The 22,453-nt window shown below is 40.3% G+C and carries 20 protein-coding genes; 16 read left to right on the top strand and 4 right to left on the bottom strand.

What is annotated here, in order from left to right; genetic code table 11:
* Positions 1 to 231 precede the first annotated feature (231 nt).
* On the top strand, positions 232 to 2,106 hold the full coding sequence (gene argH / locus PVK70_RS06060; RefSeq protein WP_130043881.1) for an argininosuccinate lyase: 1,875 nt from the start codon (positions 232 to 234) through the stop codon (positions 2,104 to 2,106).
* Between the two features lie 173 nt (positions 2,107 to 2,279).
* On the opposite strand, the gene PVK70_RS06055 is transcribed toward argH, so the two are convergent.
* The 3 genes from PVK70_RS06055 to PVK70_RS06045 form a co-directional block, all read right to left on the bottom strand.
* Positions 2,280 to 2,519, bottom strand: coding sequence for a DUF3624 domain-containing protein (locus PVK70_RS06055; RefSeq protein ID WP_130043882.1), 240 nt, complete (start codon positions 2,517 to 2,519; stop codon positions 2,280 to 2,282).
* A gap of 103 nt (positions 2,520 to 2,622) precedes the next feature.
* A complete protein-coding gene (locus PVK70_RS06050) occupies positions 2,623 to 4,089 on the bottom strand; it encodes a dihydrolipoyl dehydrogenase (RefSeq protein ID WP_130047190.1) in 1,467 nt (488 codons plus the stop codon).
* Between the two features lie 177 nt (positions 4,090 to 4,266).
* The gene (locus tag PVK70_RS06045; RefSeq protein ID WP_130043884.1) at positions 4,267 to 4,995 is read right to left on the bottom strand and encodes a glutathione peroxidase; all 729 of its coding nucleotides are present in this window, start codon (positions 4,993 to 4,995) and stop codon (positions 4,267 to 4,269) included.
* Between the two features lie 180 nt (positions 4,996 to 5,175).
* On the opposite strand from PVK70_RS06045, the gene oxyR reads away from it, so the two are divergent.
* Complete coding sequence (gene oxyR, locus PVK70_RS06040) at positions 5,176 to 6,072, top strand: DNA-binding transcriptional regulator OxyR (protein WP_130043885.1); 897 nt, start codon at positions 5,176 to 5,178, stop codon at positions 6,070 to 6,072.
* A gap of 109 nt (positions 6,073 to 6,181) precedes the next feature.
* Here the strand turns inward: oxyR and PVK70_RS06035 are convergent, their stop codons facing one another.
* Complete coding sequence (locus tag PVK70_RS06035) at positions 6,182 to 8,680, bottom strand: penicillin-binding protein 1A (RefSeq protein ID WP_130047189.1); 2,499 nt, start codon at positions 8,678 to 8,680, stop codon at positions 6,182 to 6,184.
* 138 nt (positions 8,681 to 8,818) lie between these two features.
* On the opposite strand from PVK70_RS06035, the gene pilM reads away from it, so the two are divergent.
* From pilM to PVK70_RS05965, 14 genes are all read left to right on the top strand, one after another.
* The gene (pilM, locus tag PVK70_RS06030; RefSeq protein ID WP_130047188.1) at positions 8,819 to 9,817 is read left to right on the top strand and encodes a type IV pilus biogenesis protein PilM; all 999 of its coding nucleotides are present in this window, start codon (positions 8,819 to 8,821) and stop codon (positions 9,815 to 9,817) included.
* Positions 9,802 to 10,371, top strand: a complete 570-nt coding sequence (locus PVK70_RS06025; protein WP_130047187.1) for a PilN domain-containing protein — start codon at positions 9,802 to 9,804, stop codon at positions 10,369 to 10,371. The genes pilM and PVK70_RS06025 overlap by 16 nt, the downstream gene beginning before the upstream one ends.
* Positions 10,364 to 10,942: a type 4a pilus biogenesis protein PilO gene (locus PVK70_RS06020; RefSeq protein WP_130043889.1), complete on the top strand. Its 579-nt coding sequence runs from the start codon at positions 10,364 to 10,366 to the stop codon at positions 10,940 to 10,942. The genes PVK70_RS06025 and PVK70_RS06020 overlap by 8 nt, the downstream gene beginning before the upstream one ends.
* Entirely contained in the window at positions 10,939 to 11,454 is a 516-nt protein-coding gene (locus PVK70_RS06015) for a pilus assembly protein PilP (RefSeq protein ID WP_130047186.1), read from the top strand. The genes PVK70_RS06020 and PVK70_RS06015 overlap by 4 nt, the downstream gene beginning before the upstream one ends.
* Before the next feature lie 20 nt (positions 11,455 to 11,474).
* Positions 11,475 to 13,196 (top strand): type IV pilus secretin PilQ, encoded by a 1,722-nt coding sequence (locus PVK70_RS06010; protein WP_130047185.1) that lies wholly within the window; start codon positions 11,475 to 11,477, stop codon positions 13,194 to 13,196.
* A 224-nt stretch (positions 13,197 to 13,420) separates the two neighbouring features.
* Complete coding sequence (gene aroK, locus PVK70_RS06005; protein ID WP_012551169.1) at positions 13,421 to 13,939, top strand: shikimate kinase AroK; 519 nt, start codon at positions 13,421 to 13,423, stop codon at positions 13,937 to 13,939.
* Positions 13,940 to 13,977: 38 nt separating this feature from the next.
* Positions 13,978 to 15,066 carry a 3-dehydroquinate synthase gene (aroB, locus tag PVK70_RS06000; RefSeq protein WP_130043892.1) on the top strand — a complete coding sequence of 363 codons (1,089 nt, stop codon included), beginning with the start codon at positions 13,978 to 13,980 and terminating at the stop codon, positions 15,064 to 15,066.
* 3 nt (positions 15,067 to 15,069) lie between these two features.
* A complete protein-coding gene (locus tag PVK70_RS05995) occupies positions 15,070 to 16,569 on the top strand; it encodes an SPOR domain-containing protein (protein ID WP_130047184.1) in 1,500 nt (499 codons plus the stop codon).
* Between the two features lie 83 nt (positions 16,570 to 16,652).
* Positions 16,653 to 17,483 (top strand): adenine-specific DNA-methyltransferase, encoded by an 831-nt coding sequence (gene dam, locus PVK70_RS05990; protein WP_130047183.1) that lies wholly within the window; start codon positions 16,653 to 16,655, stop codon positions 17,481 to 17,483.
* 149 nt (positions 17,484 to 17,632) lie between these two features.
* A complete protein-coding gene (rpe, locus tag PVK70_RS05985; protein WP_130043895.1) occupies positions 17,633 to 18,310 on the top strand; it encodes a ribulose-phosphate 3-epimerase in 678 nt (225 codons plus the stop codon).
* A gap of 5 nt (positions 18,311 to 18,315) precedes the next feature.
* Complete coding sequence (locus tag PVK70_RS05980) at positions 18,316 to 18,999, top strand: phosphoglycolate phosphatase (protein WP_130047182.1); 684 nt, start codon at positions 18,316 to 18,318, stop codon at positions 18,997 to 18,999.
* Positions 19,000 to 19,105: 106 nt separating this feature from the next.
* On the top strand, positions 19,106 to 20,122 hold the full coding sequence (trpS, locus tag PVK70_RS05975) for a tryptophan--tRNA ligase (RefSeq protein ID WP_060992628.1): 1,017 nt from the start codon (positions 19,106 to 19,108) through the stop codon (positions 20,120 to 20,122).
* An 85-nt stretch (positions 20,123 to 20,207) separates the two neighbouring features.
* The gene (locus PVK70_RS05970; protein WP_130047181.1) at positions 20,208 to 20,786 is read left to right on the top strand and encodes an aminodeoxychorismate/anthranilate synthase component II; all 579 of its coding nucleotides are present in this window, start codon (positions 20,208 to 20,210) and stop codon (positions 20,784 to 20,786) included.
* A gap of 308 nt (positions 20,787 to 21,094) precedes the next feature.
* On the top strand, positions 21,095 to 22,309 hold the full coding sequence (locus PVK70_RS05965; protein WP_130047180.1) for an aspartate aminotransferase family protein: 1,215 nt from the start codon (positions 21,095 to 21,097) through the stop codon (positions 22,307 to 22,309).
* Positions 22,310 to 22,453 lie beyond the last annotated feature (144 nt).

Below are 22,453 nucleotides of genomic sequence, written 5' to 3'. Positions count from 1 at the left end.
TTACACTAATCGAAGTGCATTTAATAACTAAATGCGCTTCGATTTTTTTTATCTAAACATTAGTACTTAGGGTAACGTGTGCGTTGGTGAATAAATATGTAAATAAAGTGAATTAAACCTTTATTTTTACCAAGAATTACCGTAAGTTTGAACTATCAAGAAAAATACTGAATTGAATCAGAATTAATATTTGCAAAAAGCAGTGAGCACTGTGCATTTAGGAGAGACACCATGGCATTATGGGGCGGACGTTTTAGTCAAGCAGCAGACACAAGATTTAAACAATTTAACGATTCACTTCGTATCGATTATCGCCTTGCAGAACAAGACATTGTCGGCTCTATTGCATGGTCTAAAGCATTACTTTCTGTCAATGTGATTAATGAACTTGAACAGCAAAAACTTGAATTAGCTTTAAATGAACTTAAGCTTGAAGTAATGGAAGATCCAGAGCAGATTTTATTATCTGATGCGGAAGATATTCATAGCTGGGTTGAAACTCAGCTGATTGGTAAAGTGGGTGATTTAGGTAAAAAATTACACACAGGCCGTTCGCGTAATGATCAGGTGGCGACGGATCTAAAATTATGGTGTCGCCAACAAGGCCATCAACTGCTTCGTACTCTTGATTTACTTCTCAATCAACTCGTTACTGTCGCAAGCGAACATCAAGCAACGGTATTGCCTGGTTATACGCACTTACAACGTGCGCAACCTGTAACATTTGCTCATTGGTGTTTAGCTTATGTTGAGATGATTGAACGTGATTACTCTCGTCTTGAAGATGCGGTTAACCGTTTAGATACTTGTCCATTAGGCTCTGGTGCCTTAGCGGGTACGGCTTATCCAATGGATCGTGAGAAACTGGCTCGTAACCTTGGCTTTCAACGTGCGACTCGTAACAGTCTAGATTCAGTGTCGGATCGTGATCATGTGATGGAGTTAATGTCGATTGCTTCAATCTCAATGGTTCACTTATCTCGTCTTGCAGAAGATATGATTTTTTATAACTCTGGTGAATCAAACTTCATAGAGTTGGCAGATACGGTAACCTCGGGTTCATCATTAATGCCACAAAAGAAAAACCCAGATGCGCTAGAGCTTATTCGTGGTAAATGTGGCCGTGTATACGGAGCATTGGCTGGCATGATGATGACAGTAAAAGCACTGCCTCTGGCCTATAACAAGGATATGCAAGAAGATAAAGAAGGCTTATTTGATGCGTTAGACAGCTGGTCTGATTGCATTGAAATGGCTGCACTGTGTTTTGAAGGTATTAAAATTAATGGTGAACGTACCCTTGAAGCGGCAAAACAGGGTTATGCAAACTCAACAGAGTTAGCGGATTATTTAGTAGCCAAAGGCATCCCATTCCGTGAAGCGCACCATATTGTTGGTGTGGCTGTAGTCGGAGCGATAGAGAAAGGGTGCGCACTAGAAGAACTTTCTATTGCAGAGTTAAAAGCCTTCTCTGATGTAATAGAGGAAGATGTATATCAGATCTTAACCATTGAATCTTGTCTTGCTAAACGTTGTGCCCTTGGTGGTGTTGCACCAGAGCAGGTCGCTTATGCTGTAGAGCAAGCAGGTAAACGTTTAGAAGAGCGTGATTCAACGGGAGTGAAAGTACGTCCTGCTCGTTTAACTGATTTAGATGCATTAGAAGGAATGGTTGCGTATTGGGCTGGCCTTGGTGAGAACTTACCTCGTAATCGTAATGAATTGGTACGTGACATCGGCTCGTTTGCTGTATCAGAGCATCACGGAGAAGTGACCGGCTGTGCGTCTTTATATGTATACGATTCTGGTTTAGCGGAGATTCGTTCGTTAGGTGTTGAAGCGGGTTGGCAAAGCCAAGGTCAAGGTAAAGCGATTGTTCAACACTTAGTTGAGAAAGCTCGTGAAATGGCGATTAAAAAAGTATTTGTACTGACTCGTGTTCCTGAGTTCTTTATGAAGCAAGACTTTATTCCAACCTCTCGCTCACTGCTGCCTGAGAAGGTTTTAAAAGATTGTGACCAATGCCCTCGTCAACACGCATGTGATGAAGTTGCACTTGAGGTTAATCTGCAAGAGCAAGTGATCATAAAAACCTGTGTTGCTTAATGAGTATTACAATAGTTATGCGATACGCTTAGCTATTTAGTCAAAATAAAAAAGAAAAAGTGGTGAACTTTTTCATTTGATACTAGTCTTATTAATACTGCTTTTTCTTAGAAAGATTCTAAGAGGCCCTGACATCTATATTGATGTCGGGGCTTTATTTTTTGTGCGATATATTATTTTTTTGATGCTAAACGATAATATCCCATTAGCAGTAAATGCAAAGCCAGCAAGCCAGTAAAAGCACTGCTTATCATAAAAGTGGCAATCGCTTCGATTTGGTAAGGCGTTGCCTGGAAGAATTCTAGCCATGTGAGCCAACCGCCAATAGAGAGAAAAGTAAGTTGTTTCATGCAACGGGGGCAACGACCTAGCTTTTGTTTAAAGATGTCTGAACGACAAGTTTTACATGACATGATGATAGATTCTTAGACTAATACGCAATGCTCTGAACTTTAAATGCAAAAAGACCAATGCGCAAACATTGGTCTTTTATTTTTTTAAAGGTTATTTTTTTGATTAACAGCCAGGGCCACAATCCATGCAGTGTTTGATCATTTCAGGACCTAAATGTAATTTGGCATTTAAATCACGAAGTGCAGTACGAACACCCTCTTCGATTACAGGGTGGTAGAAAGGCATATCTAGCATCTCTGATACCGTCATCTTATTTTGGTGTGCCCAAGCTAATAAATGCGCTAAATGCTCGGCATTTGGCCCCATCATTTCTGCACCTAGGAAACGACCAGTTCCTTGCTCACCATATACATGAAGAATACCTTTATTGCGCAGCATTACTCGTGAGCGACCTTGGTTTTCAAAAGACACTTCACCCGTTGCGAAACAGCCACAAGTACCTAAGCGTGTTGTAATTTCTTTATACGTTTCGCCAACCATAGCAATTTGCGGGTCAGAGAATACTGCTGAGATTTTTGAGCGACGAAGGCCTGCTCGGATCTCAGGGAAGCGGCCTGCATTATCACCCGCAATACGTGCTTGGTCTGCGGCTTCGTGCAATAACGGCAGTTGGTTACTTGCATCACCTGCAATAAATACGGTTGATAGTGACGTTTGCAGTGTGTAATGGTCTGCCGTTGGTACGCCGCGCTCATCTAGTTCAATGGATGTATTTTCTAAGCCGAGTTTGTCGGTATTTGGACGACGTCCCGTTGCCGCTAATACATATTCAACAATATTAGTTTCCAGATCACCTTGTTTGTTGATGAATTTAATTTCAACGCGATCTTCACCTGACTCAGTCGTAATACGCTTCATGCTTTCTACTTTTACATCAGCATCAAGATAAAACTCTTCATTGAAGGCTTTATTTGCATAAGCCATTACTTCTGGGTCTGTTACAGGACCAACTTGACCACCTAGACCAAATAGCTTGGTTTCAACACCTAAGCGGTGAAGTGATTGACCAAGTTCAAGACCAATCACGCCAGGACCAAATACCGCGACTGATTTTGGTAAATCATCCCAGTTAAATACATCATCATTGATGATTAAACGATCACCCAGTTCATTCCAAACTACAGGGTAAGCAGGGCGAGAGCCTGTTGCGATAACAATGCGTTTTGCAGTGACGATAGTGTGGTCGTCAACTTGTAATGTATTGTCATCTAAAAATTTAGCGTAGCCAGAGATCTTGTCTTCTGCTGGAATTTCATCAACGCCTTCTAAAACAAAACCAACAAAACGGTCACGTTCAAACTTAACACGTTCCATTACTTCACGGCCATTAATGATGGTTTCACCTTGAGGGTGGATACCAAATTTCGGGGCTTTTTCAATTTGATGAACGCTTTCTGCTGCTGCAATTAATAACTTTGACGGCATGCAACCAACGCGAGCACAAGTGGTACCGTAAGGGCCGCCTTCGATCATGACAACACTGTCAGTATGTGCTTTTGCTGCACGGTAAGAGCCTAAACCTGCTGTACCGCCACCGATAACAGCTACATCTACATTGACTTGTTTCATAATAATTCTCTCGTAATCGCTTTATTTTGGATGCACTAACCCCTCCGACTTTTTATTATTTTTTAAAGTCAGTCTGAATTGTTAGTTTAGTTATTTGGTTTTGCTGAGTTTTCTAATTATTGAGGTGGTTAACTAGCCCACAAGGTGGTGGGCTAGTTATGGCTTTGTCTTAATCGATTAGCCTAGGAAAGCTTCTAGTTCTTCGCTGCCACCGATGTGTTTACCACCAATGAATACTTGAGGAACGGTAGTGCGACCAGAGATTGCACGTAGACTAACTGTTGTCGCGTCTTTGCCTAGTACCACTTCTTCATAGTTCAGACCTTTATCGATTAGGTTCTGTTTCGCTTTCATACAGAAAGGGCAGCCTGGTTTAGTGAATACTGTGATTGACTCTTGCTCTTTGTGTTCAGGAGCTAGGTAGTTCAGCATTGTATCTGCATCAGAAACGTTGAACGGGTCGCCTGCTACGTCTTCTTCGATGAACATTTTTTCTACCACGCCGTTTTTCACTAGCATGCTGTAACGCCATGAACGCTTACCAAAACCAAGGTCATTTTTCTCAACTAGCATACCCATGCCATCTGTGAATTCGCCGTTACCATCTGGAATGAAGGTGATGTTTTCAGCTTCTTGGTCTGCTTTCCATGCGTTCATTACAAACGTATCGTTTACAGAAACACATAAGATGTCATCTACACCATTCTCTTTAAATACAGAGTGTAGCTCGTTGTAACGAGGTAGGTGGCTTGAAGAACACGTTGGAGTAAATGCACCTGGAAGGCTAAATACGATAACGGTTTTGTCTTTAAATAGTTCTTCTGTTGTTACGTTAACCCAAGCGTCGCCTTTACGTGTAGGAAAAGTAACTTGAGGAACTGATTGACCTTCTTTAGATGTAAACATAATGATGTCCTTTAAATTTTAATTAATTTTAATTTCTTATTCGGGGTCTTCCCGGTTGATGTAGTTATTATGCAAAACCTTACTTGATAGTTCTAATCGTTTGGTGTTATCGTTTCAATCGTTAAAATCTATCGAATAGTAATGTCATATTATGAATCAAAGCTATCAGGAGTGTAATACATGAATATCCGTGATTTTGAGTACTTGGTCGCACTTGCTGAGCATAAACACTTTCGTAAGGCGGCTGAGTCTTGCTTTGTTAGTCAGCCTACGTTAAGTGGACAGATAAAGAAGCTAGAAGAAGAGGTTGGATTAACCTTATTAGAAAGAACCAGTCGTAAGGTGTTATTTACCGATGCAGGCTTACAATTAGTAGAGCAGGCTAAGCGGATCTTAACAGAAGTTAAGCTGTTTTCTGAATTAGCTAACCAACAAGGTAAAGATATGTCTGGGCCATTGCATCTTGGCTTTATTCCTACGGTTGGCCCTTATGTACTGCCTTGGATCGTACCAACATTAAAAGAAAGATTTCCAGACTTAAATCTGTACCTGCATGAGGCTCAAACGCATCAATTAGTTAAAATGTTAGAAGAGGGCAAGATTGACTGCATGATATTGGCTTCTGTTGATGAGACAAGCGCATTTATTGAAATACCAGTTTATGACGAGCCAATGGTGCTTGCGGTGCCAACAGATCATAAATGGGCGGATGAAGGGACAATAGATATGTCTCGATTAAGTGGCGAGTCAGTTTTAATGTTAGGGGATGGGCATTGTTTACGAGATCAAGCATTAGGGTTTTGTTTTGCTGCTGGAGCTAAGGATGATGACCATTTCAAAGCAACCAGTTTAGAAACATTGCGCAATATGGTTGCCGCGGGCAGTGGAATTACATTAATGCCGTACCTTTCAGTACCTAAAGAAAAAGTACGTGATGGAGTGTGCTATTTACCAGCGAAAGATCCTGTACCGCATCGACAAATCGTATTGGCTTATCGCCCAGGTTCACCACTGCGATCTCGTTATGAAGATTTAGCTAAAGAGATCGAAAAGAAAATGGCAGAGGTTATTTGCTAATACCAATTCCAATAAATAGGTCATCTAATTAATTATATTGGTATTAATCTATAAGAAATAAAAAGGACGCTAAATTAGCGTCCTTTTTTATTGCTTACTGATAGCTAGATTAGAAGAGACTTTCGTCTTCCATTCCGTCGCCATCCGTATCATTGGATGAGTAGATTGTGTCTTGGAAATCTTGTTTCACGTACTCTTTCGGCTCAGTGCCGCCAGCAAAGTATTCCCACATGCTAGTTTCATCATTTTTATTGGTCAATAGGCCTGTTTCACGGTCTATTTTGACTTTAATGATGTTTGCTGGAAGGCGTTGTTGCTCTTCTGGTACACCTTCAAGCGCCACTTTCATAAAGTTTATCCACGCATAGATAGCTGTTTTGCCACCCGCTTCACCACCAAAGGACATTTCTTCTTTGGTCATGTTGTCATTTTTTGTGGTGTAACCTAATCGGTGTGATGGGTTATCAAAACCAACCCATGCTGTTGCTACTACATTTGGTCCATAGCCGTTATACCAAGCATCAACAGAGTCATTGGTTGTCCCTGTTTTACCACCAATATCACGACGTTTTAATACTTGTGCTCGCCAGCCAGTGCCGTTCCAGCCTGTACCTTTATGCCAGCTACCACCGCCCCAAATATTGCTGTACATCATTTCCTTAGTTAAGAATGCATTTTGTGCAGAAATCACTTTCTTCGCATAAGGCGAGTCTTCATCATTTTGATTCGAACAATTTGTTTGGCAAATGGTTTTTGGTGTCGCTTTATACACCTCATCACCAAAAGGTCCCATGATATGGTCAATATAATAAGGTTCTACGTAATAGCCATTATTGGCAAATACAGCAAAACCTTGTGCCATTTGAACTGGTGTTAAGCTACCAGCACCCAGAGCGATGGTTTCAGAGCGAGGGATCTCTTCTTTTTTAAAGCCAAAGCGAGTGAGATAATCAATGGTTTCATCTAAGCCAACTTCACGTAATACACGAACCGCCATTACGTTTTTAGATTGAGCTAAACCAATACGTAAGCGTGCAGGACCAACATAAGTAGGTGGCGAATTTTTTGGTCGCCATGCCGTACCTTGGCTTTGATCCCAAGTATTGATTGGAGCATCATTTACCAAGCTTGCTAGTGTTTTACCATGGTAAAGTGCAGCAGAGTAAATGAATGGCTTAATACTAGAACCTACCTGACGCACAGATTGCGTTGCACGGTTAAACTTATTATGAACAAAGTTGAAACCACCCACTAATGACGTTATTGCGCCATCTGTTGGATCCATGGCAACAAAAGCGGTGTTGGCAGCAGGCACTTGGCTTAGTTTCCAAACCGTCGTTGTTACGTCATCGGTAGTTTCTTGGCTTAATGGACGAACATACACTTGCTCTCCTGCCGCTAAAATATCTGCCGCACGATGAGGTGCAGGACCTTGACGTTTGTCTGTTTTAAAGCGACGAGCCCACTTTAAGCCATCCCATGGAATGGTAGCGATACCGTTGTTTTTAATATCAACCGTTGCTGTTTTTCCTTTAACAGATAAAACAACAGCAGGCATTAGCTCACCATAAGAAGGTTCACTTCTAAGGTGTTTAGCTATTGATTTTTCATCCAGCGGTGTGGCTTTTGGTTCCCACACTGTTTTAACTGCACCACGGAAGCCATGACGTTCGTCATAAGCCAGCAGATTATCAATTGATGCTTTGTTTGCTGCCGCTTGCATTTTTGAATCGACAGTCGTGTAGATATTCATGCCAGAAGTATAAGCCGCTTCTTCACCGTATTTATTTACCATCCATGCACGGGCAATTTCTGCAATATAAGGCGCTTGAAGCTCTATTTCGGCACCGTGATATTTAGAAATAACAATTTCTGCTCTTGCGTCATCAAATTCTTGCTTAGTTATATAACCTTCATCAAGCATACGAGAAAGAACAACGTTTCGACGCGTAGTTGCGCGATCAACTGAGTAAATAGGGTTCATTGTTGATGGGGCTTTTGGTAAACCTGCGATGATCGCAACTTCACCTAATGTCAGTTGGCTTACTTCTTTACCAAAGTACACGTGCGCTGCGGCGCCGACGCCATAAGAACGGTAGCCTAAATAGATTTTGTTTAAATACAGCTCAAGAATTTCTTGTTTGGTGAGCAGTTGTTCAATATGGACAGCAATAAAGATTTCTTTAATCTTTCGCATTATTTTCTTTTCATTAGATAAAAAGAAGTTTCGAGCTAGCTGCTGAGTAATGGTACTCGCCCCTTGTTTTGCCGAGCCTGAAGCCAGAACAGCAAAAGCAGCACGAGTAATACCGATAGGGTCAAACCCATAATGGCTATAAAAACGACTGTCTTCAGTCGCGATAATTGCTTCAAGCAAATGAGGAGGCATCTCTTCTAATGTTAGAGGAATACGACGCTTCTCGCCAAATTGAGCAATTAATTTACCATCGCGGCTATATACCTGCATTGGTGTTTGTAGTTGTACATCTTTCAATGTTGCCACGTCTGGTAATTCTGGTTTCACATATTGGTAAAAACCAAAAATTGTTGTGACTCCAAGAATAATGCAAACCAATGTCGCTATAAGCAGTGCCTTTATGAACTTCACCTGATAATTCCCGTTTACTTTAATCTGTATTGTCGTTTCTAACCCATAACTGAGTAGTATAAATATAACACAACAAAAAATAACGTAAATTAACGCTTAATTTTGAGATATTTATTTATTACTTGGAGTTAAATCAGGATGATTTATCCCACGATCACAGGCTTGGATATCGGGCATCATAGCATTAAAGCTGTGTCAGCGAGGTTAAAAAAAGGTCAATTAGAACTAATTGATAGCCATGAGGTATTACTGCCTGAATCTGCTTTTTTAGATGTTAATACTTTACATATCGAAGAGGTAATCCCTTATCTAGGCCATTTAAAAAAGGGAATAAAACGAAACCAAAAAAAGGTCGCTTTTTCAATTCCTGATAACAGCATTATGAGTAAGGTTATCCAAGTAGATAGTCAGCTTGATGAAAAAGAAACTGAATTCACAGTGATACATACATTTGAGCAGCAAACGCCTTTTTTGGCCGAGGAATTGAACATTGATTTTGTTGCAATGGAGCAGAAAGGGGTTAATAGCGAGCAAATATCAATGTATCAAGTTTTTGCAGCAAAAAAAGATTTGGTTGAGAGTCGTGAAGGCTGTTTAAAGAGAACGGGTTTTTTACCTGTGCTTGCTGAGGTTCATTCCCATGCATTATTAACGCTGTGGCGACAAAGTATAACTCAATCTCCGAGTAAAAAAAATTGGATGTTGATTGATATTGGCCATTGCCAAACCACCTTCTGTATTACTTCGCCTAATCAGCACGCTTATAGTAAACAGGTTTTGTTTGGGGCTTCACATCAAAAGAGTGATATTGAATTATCCCCGTTAACCCCCTTAAATGAAGAAAAGTACACTCAATTTATTGCGTTATTGGCTGAGCATATTCACCGCCAACTCACGTTATATTCCTCTATTCATAATCATAAAGTAGATGGGGTTTGGTTAACAGGAGGAGGTTCAATGCTCCCTGAATTATCAGATTTATTGAGTTATGAGTTATCTCTGCCGACAGAGCAGCTCAATATTATGTCTTTATTTCATGGTACGAAAAGGCGAGAGGCTCAACTTAATACATTAGAAAATCAATATGCATTAGCTGCGGGGCTTGCATTAAGAGGTGTTGAGTGGCTTACCAAATAAACTTATTAGCTTGGCGTGAGAAAGAAAGAGAGAAGTACAAGCGCCGTTTTTTATTGATCTTATCTTTTGGGGTACTTTTATCAGTATCTTTTCAATGGGGATGGGCTCAATACTTAAGCTTACAGCATTCAACTCAAGTAAGCCGTAATCAATCATTAGATACTCATATCAATTGGTTAAATAGCGAATTAAAAGAGCTGAATGAGATTGGAAAACAACACGAAGCAATACTAACTCGATTGGCGGTTGTTGAAGAGTTACAGCAAAATAGAAACAAAACGACGCAATTATTAAATCTTCTTCCAGGGATTATTACGGAAGGAATTTATTTGAATAAGGTGCGAATGCACGAAAGATCGATTGAAATAAAAGGCTTTAGCGATAGTAATGCCCGTTTAGCCACCATATTGGATAAATTAGAACGTTCGCTCGAAATTGAGTCAGTAGAAATGCATTCAATTGTCTCTGGTAAACAGATATTTGGTCATGATGTAAGTAGCTTTGAACTCTCATTTAAATTACTTCCAATGGCTAAGGGTGACTCGCATGAGTGATTGGAGAGATCTTGAGTTAGATGAAATTACTGAGTGGCCATTGCTTCCTCAGTTATTAGTTATTGTTATTTTATGTTTTGTAGTTCAAGGAATGGGCTATTGGTTTTGGATAAAACCAATGATTCAAGATATTGAACAGCTAAAGCAAAAAGAGCTTAGCCTAAAAAGCACGGTGAAATATAAATATAACCAAGTGGCAGCAATGCCAAAAATGGAAAACCAACTGAATGAATTGAACTTGCGTTATGAGTTTTTAGCACAACAACTTCCTGCTCAAAAAGAGCTAGCGAGCATGCTTTCAGGTATTAACCAAGTTGGGATTCAAAATAAATTAACATTTACACGAATTGATTGGGGTGAGAGACAAAATAAAGCTTTCCTTTATAAGTTGCCACTGAATATTGAGTTAACCGGTCAGTATCACGATATAGGTTCATTTTCTGAAGCAATGGCCGATCTTCCAAGGATCGTGAGTTTGGAAAATATTGATATGCAACGAGTCAGTACAGAGAGCAGTACATTGCATTTTCGCGTAATGGCTTATACCTATCAATTTAAGGGGAAGGAATGAGAAATCGATGCTTTATAGCAGTGATGGTCTTTCTATTGGTGGGATGTAAAGCCAATACCGACCCACTTGATGTCTTTTATGTAGAGGCTAAAAAACAAGGGGATGCAGAGGTTAAGCAGCTTGAGGAGGTGGCATTATTTGCGGTGACTCCTTATGCTCAACTCACTGGGCGATCGCCATTTGTCTTGCCAAAACAACCTGAAATTGCAACACAGCCAATAAAGAAAAAATCATGTTGGCAACCAAAATATAGGAAAAAAAATGGGTCACTTGAACGATATGCGTTGAGAAAATTACGATTAAAAGGCGTGATGGGCTCAAACGATAATATTACTGCATTAATACAAACGCCAAAGGGAAGCGTAGTGAAAGTTCATAAAGGGCAATACATGGGAAGCAATAATGGTCAAGTGGTTGATATTAAACCACAGTACATGACATTAAGGGAAACCTTGCCTGATGGCATGGGATGTTGGCAAAAAAGATACGTTAAATTAGCTCTAAAACATTAACGGGATACCAAGGAATACGTATGTTGCTAGGATGCAAAACAAGCAGTAAATTACTTTCTATTCAGCTATGTTTGCTGTTTATATTTAGTTTTTTCAGCCACTCTTCGTTTGCAGAAGATATAGAACTTAACCAACTCGTTAATGTGAATTTTCAGTCGACAAAGAAAAAAGAAGGAGTGATTTCGGTTGATCTTGCCTCGGCAGCAGCCACGGTTGATTTACGAAAAGAAAAAGGGAAATTATTGATAGAGCTGCATGATACGAAAGTCAGTAATGATAAGTTAGTTATTTTAGATGTTGAAGATTTTTCGACATTGGTGTCTCGAATTGAAACCTTTCGAGAGTCTAAAAGTACGTTGCTGTCAGTAGATATCAAAGGTGATTTTCAATATGACTATTTTTTAAAAGATCGTTCTTTACAGGTTGTGATTTCAAAGCCACAGGTTAGCGCAAAGACAACTAACACCTCTGATGCTCAAGAGAGCAAGCCCATATCGATTAACTTTCAGGACATCCCTGTTAGGCATGTCTTACAATTAATCGCAGATTATAATGACTTTAACTTGGTCGTCGCTGATTCTGTGAAAGGTAACTTAACGTTGCGATTAGACGGGGTACCTTGGCAACAAGTATTGGATATTATTTTACAAGTTAAAAACCTAGATAAGCGAGTGGAAGGTAATGTTGTTTTAGTTGCGCCTAAATCAGAGTTGGATGCACAAGAGCAAAAAGTATTAGAGCAAGCTCAAATGGCTTCAGAGTTGGGGTCACTCTCTTCTGAAATCATTTCTGTGAGTTATGCTAAAGCTTCTGATATTGCCGAGCTGTTGGTTGGTGAAGGAGAGATAACTATGCTTTCAAGCCGAGGCAGTATTACGGTTGATGAGCGAACTAACTCTTTATTGTTACGAGATTTACCTGAAAATATTGATGTTATTAAAGAGATCATCGAAACCTTGGATATCCCTATTAAACAAGTTCAAATAGAAGCAAGAATTGTAACGGTAAATGAAGGTAACCTCGATGAGTTAGGGGTTCGTTGGGGCATAACCAATACTAATGGTAGCACCACGGTTGGCGGTTCAATTGAAAGTAATTTAGCGGCCGTAGGTCTTTATGATGGCGGTAGCGGTGGCGGATTACCCGTTGATGATTTTTTAAATGTAAATTTAGGATTGGCTAATCCTGCGGCATCAAGTATTGCTTTTCAGGTAGCAAAATTAGGGTCTAACTTATTATTAGATTTAGAACTTTCTGCTTTACAAGCTGAATCTAAAGCTGAGATCATTTCAAGCCCGAGGTTAATTACCACTAATAAAAAACCTGCTTATATTGAGCAAGGTACTGAAATTCCTTATTTAGAAGCCTCATCCAGTGGAGCAACCTCAGTATCATTTAAAAAAGCAGTATTGAGCCTAATGGTTACTCCGCAAATCACGCCAGATAATCGCTTGGTTTTAGATTTAACGGTTACTCAAGATAGACCTGGGCAAGTGGTTAAAACCGGGACGGGTGAAGCCGTCGCGATTGACACTCAGCGAATTGGAACTCAAGTACTGGTCGATAATGGTGAAACCGTTGTTTTGGGTGGGATTTATCAGCATTCTTTATCCAATAGTGTAGAGAAAGTACCATTACTTGGGGACTTACCTCTGCTTGGTGCCTTATTTCGTCGTAGCTCTGAAAATATAGGTAAAAAAGAATTATTGATCTTTGTGACGCCAAAAGTTGTTATACAGTAATAAGATAGCGTAACTTAATGTACATAATTGTAAGTAAAATTGAGTGTCAAACAATTTATTATGCTGAACTTTTCATCTAGCTATTGCAATCACTAGCTATAAACTGAGATAATTTTCGGTCTGATCACGAAATATCTGTGAGGAATATGGTGCCACAGACAAGCGTCTATGAAAGAGACAACTGTTGGCAATGTCGTTAATGAACTTTGCATAATTTCTAAAAAATGGCTGAAAAACGAAATATTTTCCTTGTTGGCCCAATGGGCGCCGGCAAAAGTACAATTGGTAGACACTTAGCACAGCAACTTCATATGGAGTTTCTTGATTCTGATACGGTAATCGAAGAACGTACAGGCGCAGATATCGCTTGGGTATTCGACGTTGAGGGTGAGGAAGGTTTCCGCATACGTGAAGAAGGTGTAATTAACGATTTAACCCAAGAGCAAGGTATTGTACTTGCAACGGGTGGTGGCTCTGTAATTAGTAAAGAGAGTCGTAATCGTTTATCTGCTCGTGGTGTTGTTGTATATCTTGAAACTACAATTGAGAAGCAACTAGCTCGCACACAACGCGACAAAAAACGTCCGTTGCTTCAAACTGATGAACCTCGTGAAGTGTTAGAAGCACTAGCGAAAGAGCGTAATGCACTTTATGAAGAAGTGTCTGATTACGTTGTTCGCACCGATGATCAAAGTGCAAAAGTAGTTGCAAATCAAATCATCCAAATGCTTGAAGAGCGTTAATTCAAGTTATTTACTAAGACAGATACTGGGAACGAATCATGGAAACGATTCATGTAGATTTAGCAGAACGTAGCTATCCCATCTCTATCGGCGCCGAGTTGTTTTGCAACCCGGCGCATTTTTCATCTGTAATACCTGCCAAAAAACGTGTTGTCGTTATCAGTAATGTGACGGTTGCGCCGTTATATGCTCAACAAATCATCGACACCTTACAAACGTTTGAATGCCAAGTATCACTGCTTGAATTAGACGATGGTGAGCAATATAAAAATTTAGATACTTTCAATAATATCCTTACTTTTCTATTAGAAGAGAACCACAGCCGTGATGTAACGATTGTGGCTTTAGGCGGTGGTGTTGTTGGTGATGTGGTTGGCTTTGCCTCTGCATGTTACCAACGAGGTGTTGATTTTATCCAAGTACCGACAACCCTTCTTTCTCAAGTGGATTCGTCAGTTGGTGGTAAAACCGCGATAAATCACCCGCTTGGTAAGAATATGGTTGGTGCTTTTTATCAACCTAAAGCTGTTATTATTGATATTAATTGCCTTAAAACCTTACCTGAGCGTGAATTCGCCGCGGGAATGGCAGAGGTGATTAAGTACGGCATTATTGTCGATCGCGAGTTTTTTGATTGGCTTGATGAGAACATGGATAAGCTTTATGCATTAGATCATGATGCGTTGGTTTATGCCATTTCCCGTTGTTGTCAAATCAAAGCTGATGTCGTGGCAAAAGATGAAAAAGAATCAGGAATGCGCGCGCTCTTGAATTTAGGCCATACTTTTGGCCATGCGATTGAAGCAGAAATGGGTTACGGTAATTGGCTGCATGGTGAAGCTGTGTCTGCTGGTACGGTAATGGCAGCGGTAACTGCGCAAAAAGAAGGGTTAATTTCACAATCTGATGTTGAACGTATTTGTTCTATTTTAGAAAAAGCGAAATTACCATTAAAAGCCCCAAAAGAAATGACAGTGGATGCATTTATGAAGCACATGATGCGTGACAAGAAAGTCTTGTCAGGTAAGTTACGCTTAGTTCTACCAACATCGATTGGCAGTTCTGAAGTGGTTACTGGTGTTTCTGAAGATCTGCTTGCCGAAGTAATTGAGCAATGTAAGGCGTAAGATATGAGTATTGGTCATGATTTAACTGTATTGGAATTAGAAAGTCAGTTGGATGTGCTATCACGCATTCAATTTGTTTCTCGGTTTGGTTCTAATTTAGTGCATGTAGAAGGGGTTAAAGGCTCTGGTAAATCATGGCTGGCTCAACGATATCTTGAAAAGTGGTGTGATGATGCAAATCAAGCACTATTGATGTGTCATTCTAATCAATCGATTCAGCAGCAACGTGGCATTATTTTAAAGCAAGTCGTTCGAGATCCGTTATTTAATGAATCTGATACGGTTGTTGATAGTATCGGTCGCATGTTAGCGGGAGAAAAATGCAATCTCGTATTAGTGATTGATGATGCTCATTTACTCGCTTCTGAGCTTCTTAGTGAGTTATGGCTATTAGTTCAAAAAGCCCAATCAACACCAAATTGGCAAATCAATGTCTTGTTATTTTCAGAATCTGGCAAGTTAGCACCTGCATTGACACGCATGTCTTATGGGCAAGATAATAAACCTGTTGATATTGATATTGAACCACTGACGGCAGAAGAAGCGGTGACATTTGCTGAGATGCTGGTTGTTCGTTTTGCGCCAAGCAGAGAAGATAAAATCCGCATCCGTAATTTAGTTGATAAAAGTAATTATTTGCCTGCCGAGCTTATTGCTTTGGGAGACAAAAAAGCAGAGCGCCGAATTATTATTCGCTCAGTGACGCATTCACCTGTTGGTATTTTAGGCCTGGCTTCTCTTTTATTGCTAGGCGCAGCAGGGACCTATTGGTGGTTGAATAGTCAATCATCAGAATTGCCGGTTATTGAAACTTTAGTTGATGGTGATGAGCCGTTAGTCGTTACTCTTGATGATAAACTTAATGCTGAATTAGTTCAGGTTAATGATGAAGAATTACAAAGTAACAACTTGCCTGAAGACGATACGGGTTCCATTCCGCCTGAAGTAATCGACACGCCTATTGTTGTTGATTCTAAGGTTGAAGAAGGAAAGCGTGTTGTTGTGCCATCTGAATTGGTTGACTCATTAATTGATGATAATGAGACCATTGAGCCTGAAGTTGAAATGAGCACTGACTTATCGAATTCAGCTCAAGTAGAGGTAGGTGAAGCGACGAAATCAACGGTTGCCATTGTAGAAGAAGATAAGAGTCAGATATCTCAATCGGATGTGGCTAAACCAGAAGAAGTGAAAGCGACTTTTGTTATCGCAGATAAAGAGCTTAAAGCGATCTCAGATAAGCGCTATATTCTTCAACTGGCGGCGTTAACCAATGAAACTGCAGTACAAGAGTTTCTTAATGAGCATCAAATTGAAGGCTCGGCTCGTATCTACCAAACACTTCGTAATGGGTCTATTTGGTATATCGTCACGTTTGGTGATTATGCGTCTATTTCTGCTGCTCGTGGTGCGGTACAAAACCTCCCAAGTTCGGTTCAATCTTTGGGTCCTTGGGCTAAATCGTTAGTGCAAGTGCATCGTGAAATTGATTCTGTAAAATAAGCGCTAAGATAAACAGATCCTAGCGAAAAAATAGGGTACAATCCCCCGCTTTCTGAATTAAGGTAAAAAGGCGTAAAAGACGTATGAAAAAGCATCGCGCATTTCTAAAGTGGGCTGGCGGTAAATATAGCCTAGTAGAAGAAATTCAACGTCATCTTCCTGATGCAAGAAAATTGATTGAACCCTTTGTTGGTGCTGGTTCTGTGTTTTTAAATACAGATTATGATCATTATCTTCTTGCAGATATAAACCCTGATTTAATCAATCTTTACAATCACCTTAAAGATGATCCTGAGCGTTTTGTTGAAGACGCTCGAGTGCTATTTCAACCAGAATATAATCAAAAAGAAGTGTATCTTGATTTGCGTATTGAATTTAACCAATGCACAGATACTTATCGTCGTTCTTTATTGTTTTTGTACATGAATCGCCATGGCTTTAATGGTTTATGCCGTTATAACAAAAAAGGCGGTTTTAATGTGCCTTTTGGTTCGTATAAAAAACCGTACTTTCCAGAGAAAGAGATGTACTTTTTTGCCGAAAAAGCAAAGAAAGCAACGTTTGTCTGTGAAGGCTATGTCGATACCTTTAAACGAGCACGCAAAGGTGCCGTTGTTTATTGTGATCCTCCTTACGCTCCGCTTTCAACCACTGCGAATTTTACCTCTTATGCAGGTAATGGCTTCTCTCTTGATGACCAAGCAGCATTGGCGGATATTGCGGAAAAAGCCGCGTTTGAGCGTGATATCCCAGTATTGATCTCTAATCACGACACCACATTGACTCGTCGTCTTTACCACGGTGCAACACTTAATACTATTAAGGTGAAGCGTACGATCAGTCGAAATGGTGCCGGTCGTAATAAGGTTGATGAGCTAATGGCTTTATTCCACGCGCCTGAGTGCCGCGAGTAAATTAATCGTTACCCTTCAAAAATCCCATCGAAAGACTCATTGAGCTTAAGACAGGTTTATAATTATCAGGTAGAATTGCGCCGTCGATTTAATCGATTGCGCCATATCGTTGTGGCGATACTTAAATAATTATTAACCTGAGGCTCAACATGAAAGACTTTTTGATCGCACCATCTATTCTCTCTGCTGATTTTGCTCGTCTTGGTGAAGACGTTGAAAAAGTATTAGCGTCAGGTGCTGATGTTGTTCATTTCGATGTAATGGATAATCATTATGTTCCAAATTTAACGTTTGGTGCACCAATCTGTAAAGCACTGCGTGATTACGGTATTACGGCTCCAATCGATGTCCACCTTATGGTAAAGCCAGTAGATAGCATTGTTCCTGAGTTTGCTAAAGCAGGCGCAACGATGATCACCTTCCATGTAGAAGCGTCAGAGCATATTGATCGCACGCTTCAATTAATTAAAGAGCACGGTTGTCAGGCGGGGGTAGTATTAAACCCAGCAACGCCATTATCTTGCCTTGATTACATTCTAGATAAAGTAGACATGATCCTACTTATGTCAGTTAACCCAGGATTTGGTGGTCAATCATTCATTCCAAGTACCTTAGATAAATTACGTGCAGTACGTAAGTTGATCGATGAGTCAGGCCGTGATATTCGTCTTGAAATCGATGGGGGTGTGAAGGTTGATAACATTCGTGAAATCGCTGAAGCGGGTGCGGATATGTTCGTTGCGGGCTCTGCAATTTTTAATCAACCAAACTACAAAGAAGTGATTGATGAAATGCGTGCAGAGCTAGCAAAAGTAAAAGGTAATTAAGAATCATGTTTGAAAACATCAAACTGATCGCCTTTGATTTGGATGGGACGCTGCTTGATAGCGTTCCAGACTTAGCTCGTGCGGTTGACCTTGCTATGCAAGATGTAGGTTACCCAAGAGTAACGCTAGAACAAGCGTCTCATTGGATTGGTAATGGTGCAGATGTGCTTGTTTCTCGTGCACTAAGCCAAAGTGTCACAGTTCGAGAAGGGTTAGACTCTGAATTGGTTAAGCAAGCTCGCGCTCGTTTAGATCATCACTACCATGATGGTGGTCATGAGTTAAGTCACTTATACCCAAATGTGAAAGAGACGCTAGAAGCGCTTTATCAACAAGGTTACGCATTAGCACTTGTTACTAACAAGCCCGCACAATTTGTTCCTGAATTACTTGAACAACATCAGCTTGCTCATCTTTTTGTCGATGTGATCGGTGGCGACACCTTTGTTGAGAAAAAGCCGAATCCATTTGCACTTAATTGGTTGCTTGATAAGCACCAATTAACGCCTTCTGAGATGCTGATGGTAGGCGACTCAAGAAATGATATTCAAGCAGCTCAAGCAGCCGGTTGCTATAGCTTTGGTTTAACTTATGGCTATAACCATGGGGAGCCTATCGCAGATAGTCAGCCTGATGTGGTGAGTGATGAATTTAATCATTTATTAGCCGTGATGAGTGTGGCAAGATAGTATTCATTGATAAGTACAAATAAAGACTATCAATACAATAGAATAACCATTAAATGATCCCATCGTGGATCATTTAATTTTTACAGTTAAACAAGGAATCATAACCATGAGCAAGCCCATCGTATTAAGTGGTGTTCAACCATCAGGTGAACTAAGTATCGGTAACTACTTGGGTGCTCTACGTCAATGGCAACAGATGCAAGACGATTATGATTGTCAGTATTGTGTAGTAGACCTTCACGCAATTACGGTTCGTCAAGATCCTAAAGCGCTGCATGAAGCGACACTCGATGCACTGGCAATTTGTCTAGCGGTTGGTGTTGATCCTAAGAAGAGCACGCTATTTGTTCAGTCGCACGTACCAGAGCATGCTCAACTTGGTTGGCTTCTTAACTGTTACACTCAAATGGGTGAATTGAATCGTATGACTCAATTCAAAGATAAATCAAAGCGTTATGCAAATGACATTAACGTAGGTTTATTTGATTACCCAGTATTAATGGCGGCAGATATTCTGCTTTATGGCGCACATCAAGTCCCTGTTGGTAGCGATCAAAAGCAACATTTAGAACTAGCGCGTGATATTGCTAATCGTTTTAACAATATCTACAGCCCTGAAGCGCCATTATTTACCGTACCAGAACCGTACATTCCACAAGTGAATGCGCGTGTAATGAGCCTGCAAGATGCGACGAAGAAAATGTCTAAATCAGACGATAACCGTAAGAACGTTATTACGCTGCTAGAAGACCCTAAGTCGATTCTTAAGAAGATTAATAAAGCACAAACAGATGCAGAAATGCCACCGCGTATTGCCCATGATTGGGAAAATAAAGCGGGTATTTCAAACCTGATGGGTCTGTACTCTGCGGCATCAGGTAAAACGTTTGAAGAGATCGAAGCGCAATACCAAGGTGTTGAAATGTACGGTCCATTCAAGAAAGACGTTGGTGAAGCGATTGTTACTATGCTTGAGCCTATCCAATCTGAATACAAGCGTATTCGTGAAGACCGTGCCTACATGGATTCAGTAATGAAAGCGGGTGCTGAGAAAGCCTCTGAGCGTGCTGCTGTAACATTGAAAAAAGCGTTTGAAGCGGTTGGTTTTGTTACTCGCCCATAGTCTTTAGCTCTGATAAAATAGATTGCTCGTAGGGTTTCTCTGCGAGCAATTTTTATTTCTTATTCATCTTTTTAAGTAGTTCTTTATGCTGTTAATGATCGACAATTATGATTCATTTACCTATAACCTATATCAGTACTTCTGTGAATTAGGTGCAGAGGTAAAAGTGGTTCGTAATGATGACATTGACATTGCAGGTATTGAGGCACTTAATCCATCTCATTTAGTTATCTCCCCTGGACCTTGTACGCCAAATGAAGCGGGTATTTCACTACAAGCAATCGAATATTTTGCGGGGAAACTGCCAATCTTAGGCGTGTGTTTAGGTCATCAAGCTATTGCTCAAGTATTTGGTGGTGACGTGATACGTGCGAAAAAAGTCATGCATGGTAAAACCTCGCCAATTATCCATACTAACCAAAGCGTATTTAAAGGGCTGAATAATCCTCTTACCGTGACTCGTTATCATTCATTAGTGGTTAAAGCTGAGACATTACCTTCATGCTTTGAAGTCACTGCATGGACAGAAAATGAAGTGGGAGAAATGGATGAGATCATGGGTTTTTGCCATAAAACGCTGCCGATTGAAGCGGTACAATTTCATCCTGAATCGATAATGACAGAGCAAGGTCACGATATCCTCTCTAATTTTATTAATAAATAATTAATATTTTCCCTGTTAACTAGAGCGATCTAGTTCACTCTTCTTACTTTTTCTTTTGTCTTTTTTTCTGCTTATTTATATGAAGATTTATGCATAAGCCTTGTGTCTTCTATTCTTATAAATTCGTTTACTTATCTACTCACCTGCTATAGCGTTATTCTATAACTATTCTAATAAACTGACTTATCAGTCAATATGATATAGAAAAGGGAACTTTTTTAGTTCAAAAAAAGAATTTTGTGCTATTGAAAAGGTTAATGGTTTGTAAATACTATGCTGAAAAACGGCATACGCAGAAGGAAAGTGTGATGACGACCAATTCACAAGTCGAACGTAAAGATTTTAATGATGTAATGATACCTTGTTATAACCCAATGGAAGTTATCCCCGTCAAAGGGGAAGGTGCTCGAGTGTGGGACCAAGCGGGCAAAGAGTACGTTGATTTTGCTGGTGGTATTGCCGTGAGTTGCTTAGGGCATTGTCATCCTATCATGGTTAATGCCTTACAAGAGCAATCACAAAAGTTGTGGCATCTTAGCAATGTGATGACCAATGAACCTGCGATTCGTTTGGCCAAAAAACTCACAGAGGTGTCATTTGCTGAAAAAGTTTTCTTTGCTAACTCAGGTGCAGAAGCAAATGAAGCCGCTCTTAAATTAGCGAGACGATGGGCTGTCGATGTTCATGGAGAAGAAAAAAGTGAAATCATCGCATTTAAACAAGGCTTCCATGGTCGAACTTTCTTTACCGTAACCGTCGGTGGCCAAGCGGCTTATTCTGATGGTTTTGGTCCTAAGCCCGGTGATATCTCTCATCTTGAATACAATAATCTTGCAGAGCTTGAAGCGCACATGTCAGAAAAAACCTGTGCAATTATGATGGAGCCATTGCAAGGTGAAGGTGGATTAATTTCTCCTACATCAGAATTTGTAGAAGGTGTTAGATCACTGTGTGATAAATACAACGCACTGCTTATTTTTGATGAAGTACAAACGGGTAATGGTCGTACTGGTGACTTTTACGCGTACCAAGGCTTAGGCGTTACGCCTGATATTTTAAGTACTGCAAAATCACTGGGTGGTGGTTTTCCAATTGGTGCCATGCTAACAACGACAGAGCTGGCTCAACACTTAAAAGTGGGTACACATGGATCAACTTATGGTGGTAACCCATTAGCATGTGCTGTTGCTGAAGCCGTTGTGGAAGAAGTGGCAAAGCCAGAAACATTGGCTGGCGTAAAAGAGCGTGAGCAATGGTTCCGCGATGGGCTAGAAGCGTTAAATGCAAAATACGATATGTTCGCAGAGATCCGCGGCAAAGGCTTGCTACTTGGCGCCGCATTAAATGACGCATGGCAAGGCCGTGCTCGCGATGTTCTTGTAGCAGCAGGCGAACAAGGGCTAATGGTTCTTGTTGCTGGAGTCAATGTTGTTCGATTTACTCCGTCGCTAGTTATTACTAAAGAAGACGTAGAGCTTGGTTTTGAGCGTCTAGATAAAGCACTTGCGTCATTAAATAAATAGATTCACATAAGGATTTGGGCAACACCAGTAGATAGGGTTGCCCTTCTTTTATTTAGATTAATTATCTAGTGCTCACTCCAATAGATAGTCTTGAAGTTTTATCTATTGGACTTAGCATAGTCTACGCAACATCGCATCGGAGGG

It is taken from the genome of Aliivibrio sp. A6, from assembly GCF_028765505.1.
Classification (GTDB): Bacteria; Pseudomonadota; Gammaproteobacteria; order Enterobacterales; family Vibrionaceae; genus Aliivibrio; species Aliivibrio finisterrensis_A.
The sequence above is the reverse complement of the archived record's forward strand: the minus strand, read 5'-3'. Positions and strand labels throughout refer to the sequence as shown.

Coding starts and splice junctions, on each gene's coding strand:
- argH (WP_130043881.1), top strand. CDS start 232: ATGGCATTATGGGGCGGACGTTTTAGTCAAGCAGCAGACACAAGATTT.
- PVK70_RS06055 (WP_130043882.1), bottom strand. CDS start 2,519: ATGTCATGTAAAACTTGTCGTTCAGACATCTTTAAACAAAAGCTAGGT.
- PVK70_RS06050 (WP_130047190.1), bottom strand. CDS start 4,089: ATGAAACAAGTCAATGTAGATGTAGCTGTTATCGGTGGCGGTACAGCA.
- PVK70_RS06045 (WP_130043884.1), bottom strand. CDS start 4,995: ATGTTTACATCTAAAGAAGGTCAATCAGTTCCTCAAGTTACTTTTCCT.
- oxyR (WP_130043885.1), top strand. CDS start 5,176: ATGAATATCCGTGATTTTGAGTACTTGGTCGCACTTGCTGAGCATAAA.
- pilM (WP_130047188.1), top strand. CDS start 8,819: ATGATTTATCCCACGATCACAGGCTTGGATATCGGGCATCATAGCATT.
- PVK70_RS06020 (WP_130043889.1), top strand. CDS start 10,364: ATGAGTGATTGGAGAGATCTTGAGTTAGATGAAATTACTGAGTGGCCA.
- PVK70_RS06015 (WP_130047186.1), top strand. CDS start 10,939: ATGAGAAATCGATGCTTTATAGCAGTGATGGTCTTTCTATTGGTGGGA.
- PVK70_RS06010 (WP_130047185.1), top strand. CDS start 11,475: ATGTTGCTAGGATGCAAAACAAGCAGTAAATTACTTTCTATTCAGCTA.
- aroK (WP_012551169.1), top strand. CDS start 13,421: ATGGCTGAAAAACGAAATATTTTCCTTGTTGGCCCAATGGGCGCCGGC.
- aroB (WP_130043892.1), top strand. CDS start 13,978: ATGGAAACGATTCATGTAGATTTAGCAGAACGTAGCTATCCCATCTCT.
- PVK70_RS05995 (WP_130047184.1), top strand. CDS start 15,070: ATGAGTATTGGTCATGATTTAACTGTATTGGAATTAGAAAGTCAGTTG.
- dam (WP_130047183.1), top strand. CDS start 16,653: ATGAAAAAGCATCGCGCATTTCTAAAGTGGGCTGGCGGTAAATATAGC.
- rpe (WP_130043895.1), top strand. CDS start 17,633: ATGAAAGACTTTTTGATCGCACCATCTATTCTCTCTGCTGATTTTGCT.
- PVK70_RS05980 (WP_130047182.1), top strand. CDS start 18,316: ATGTTTGAAAACATCAAACTGATCGCCTTTGATTTGGATGGGACGCTG.
- trpS (WP_060992628.1), top strand. CDS start 19,106: ATGAGCAAGCCCATCGTATTAAGTGGTGTTCAACCATCAGGTGAACTA.
- PVK70_RS05970 (WP_130047181.1), top strand. CDS start 20,208: ATGCTGTTAATGATCGACAATTATGATTCATTTACCTATAACCTATAT.
- PVK70_RS05965 (WP_130047180.1), top strand. CDS start 21,095: ATGACGACCAATTCACAAGTCGAACGTAAAGATTTTAATGATGTAATG.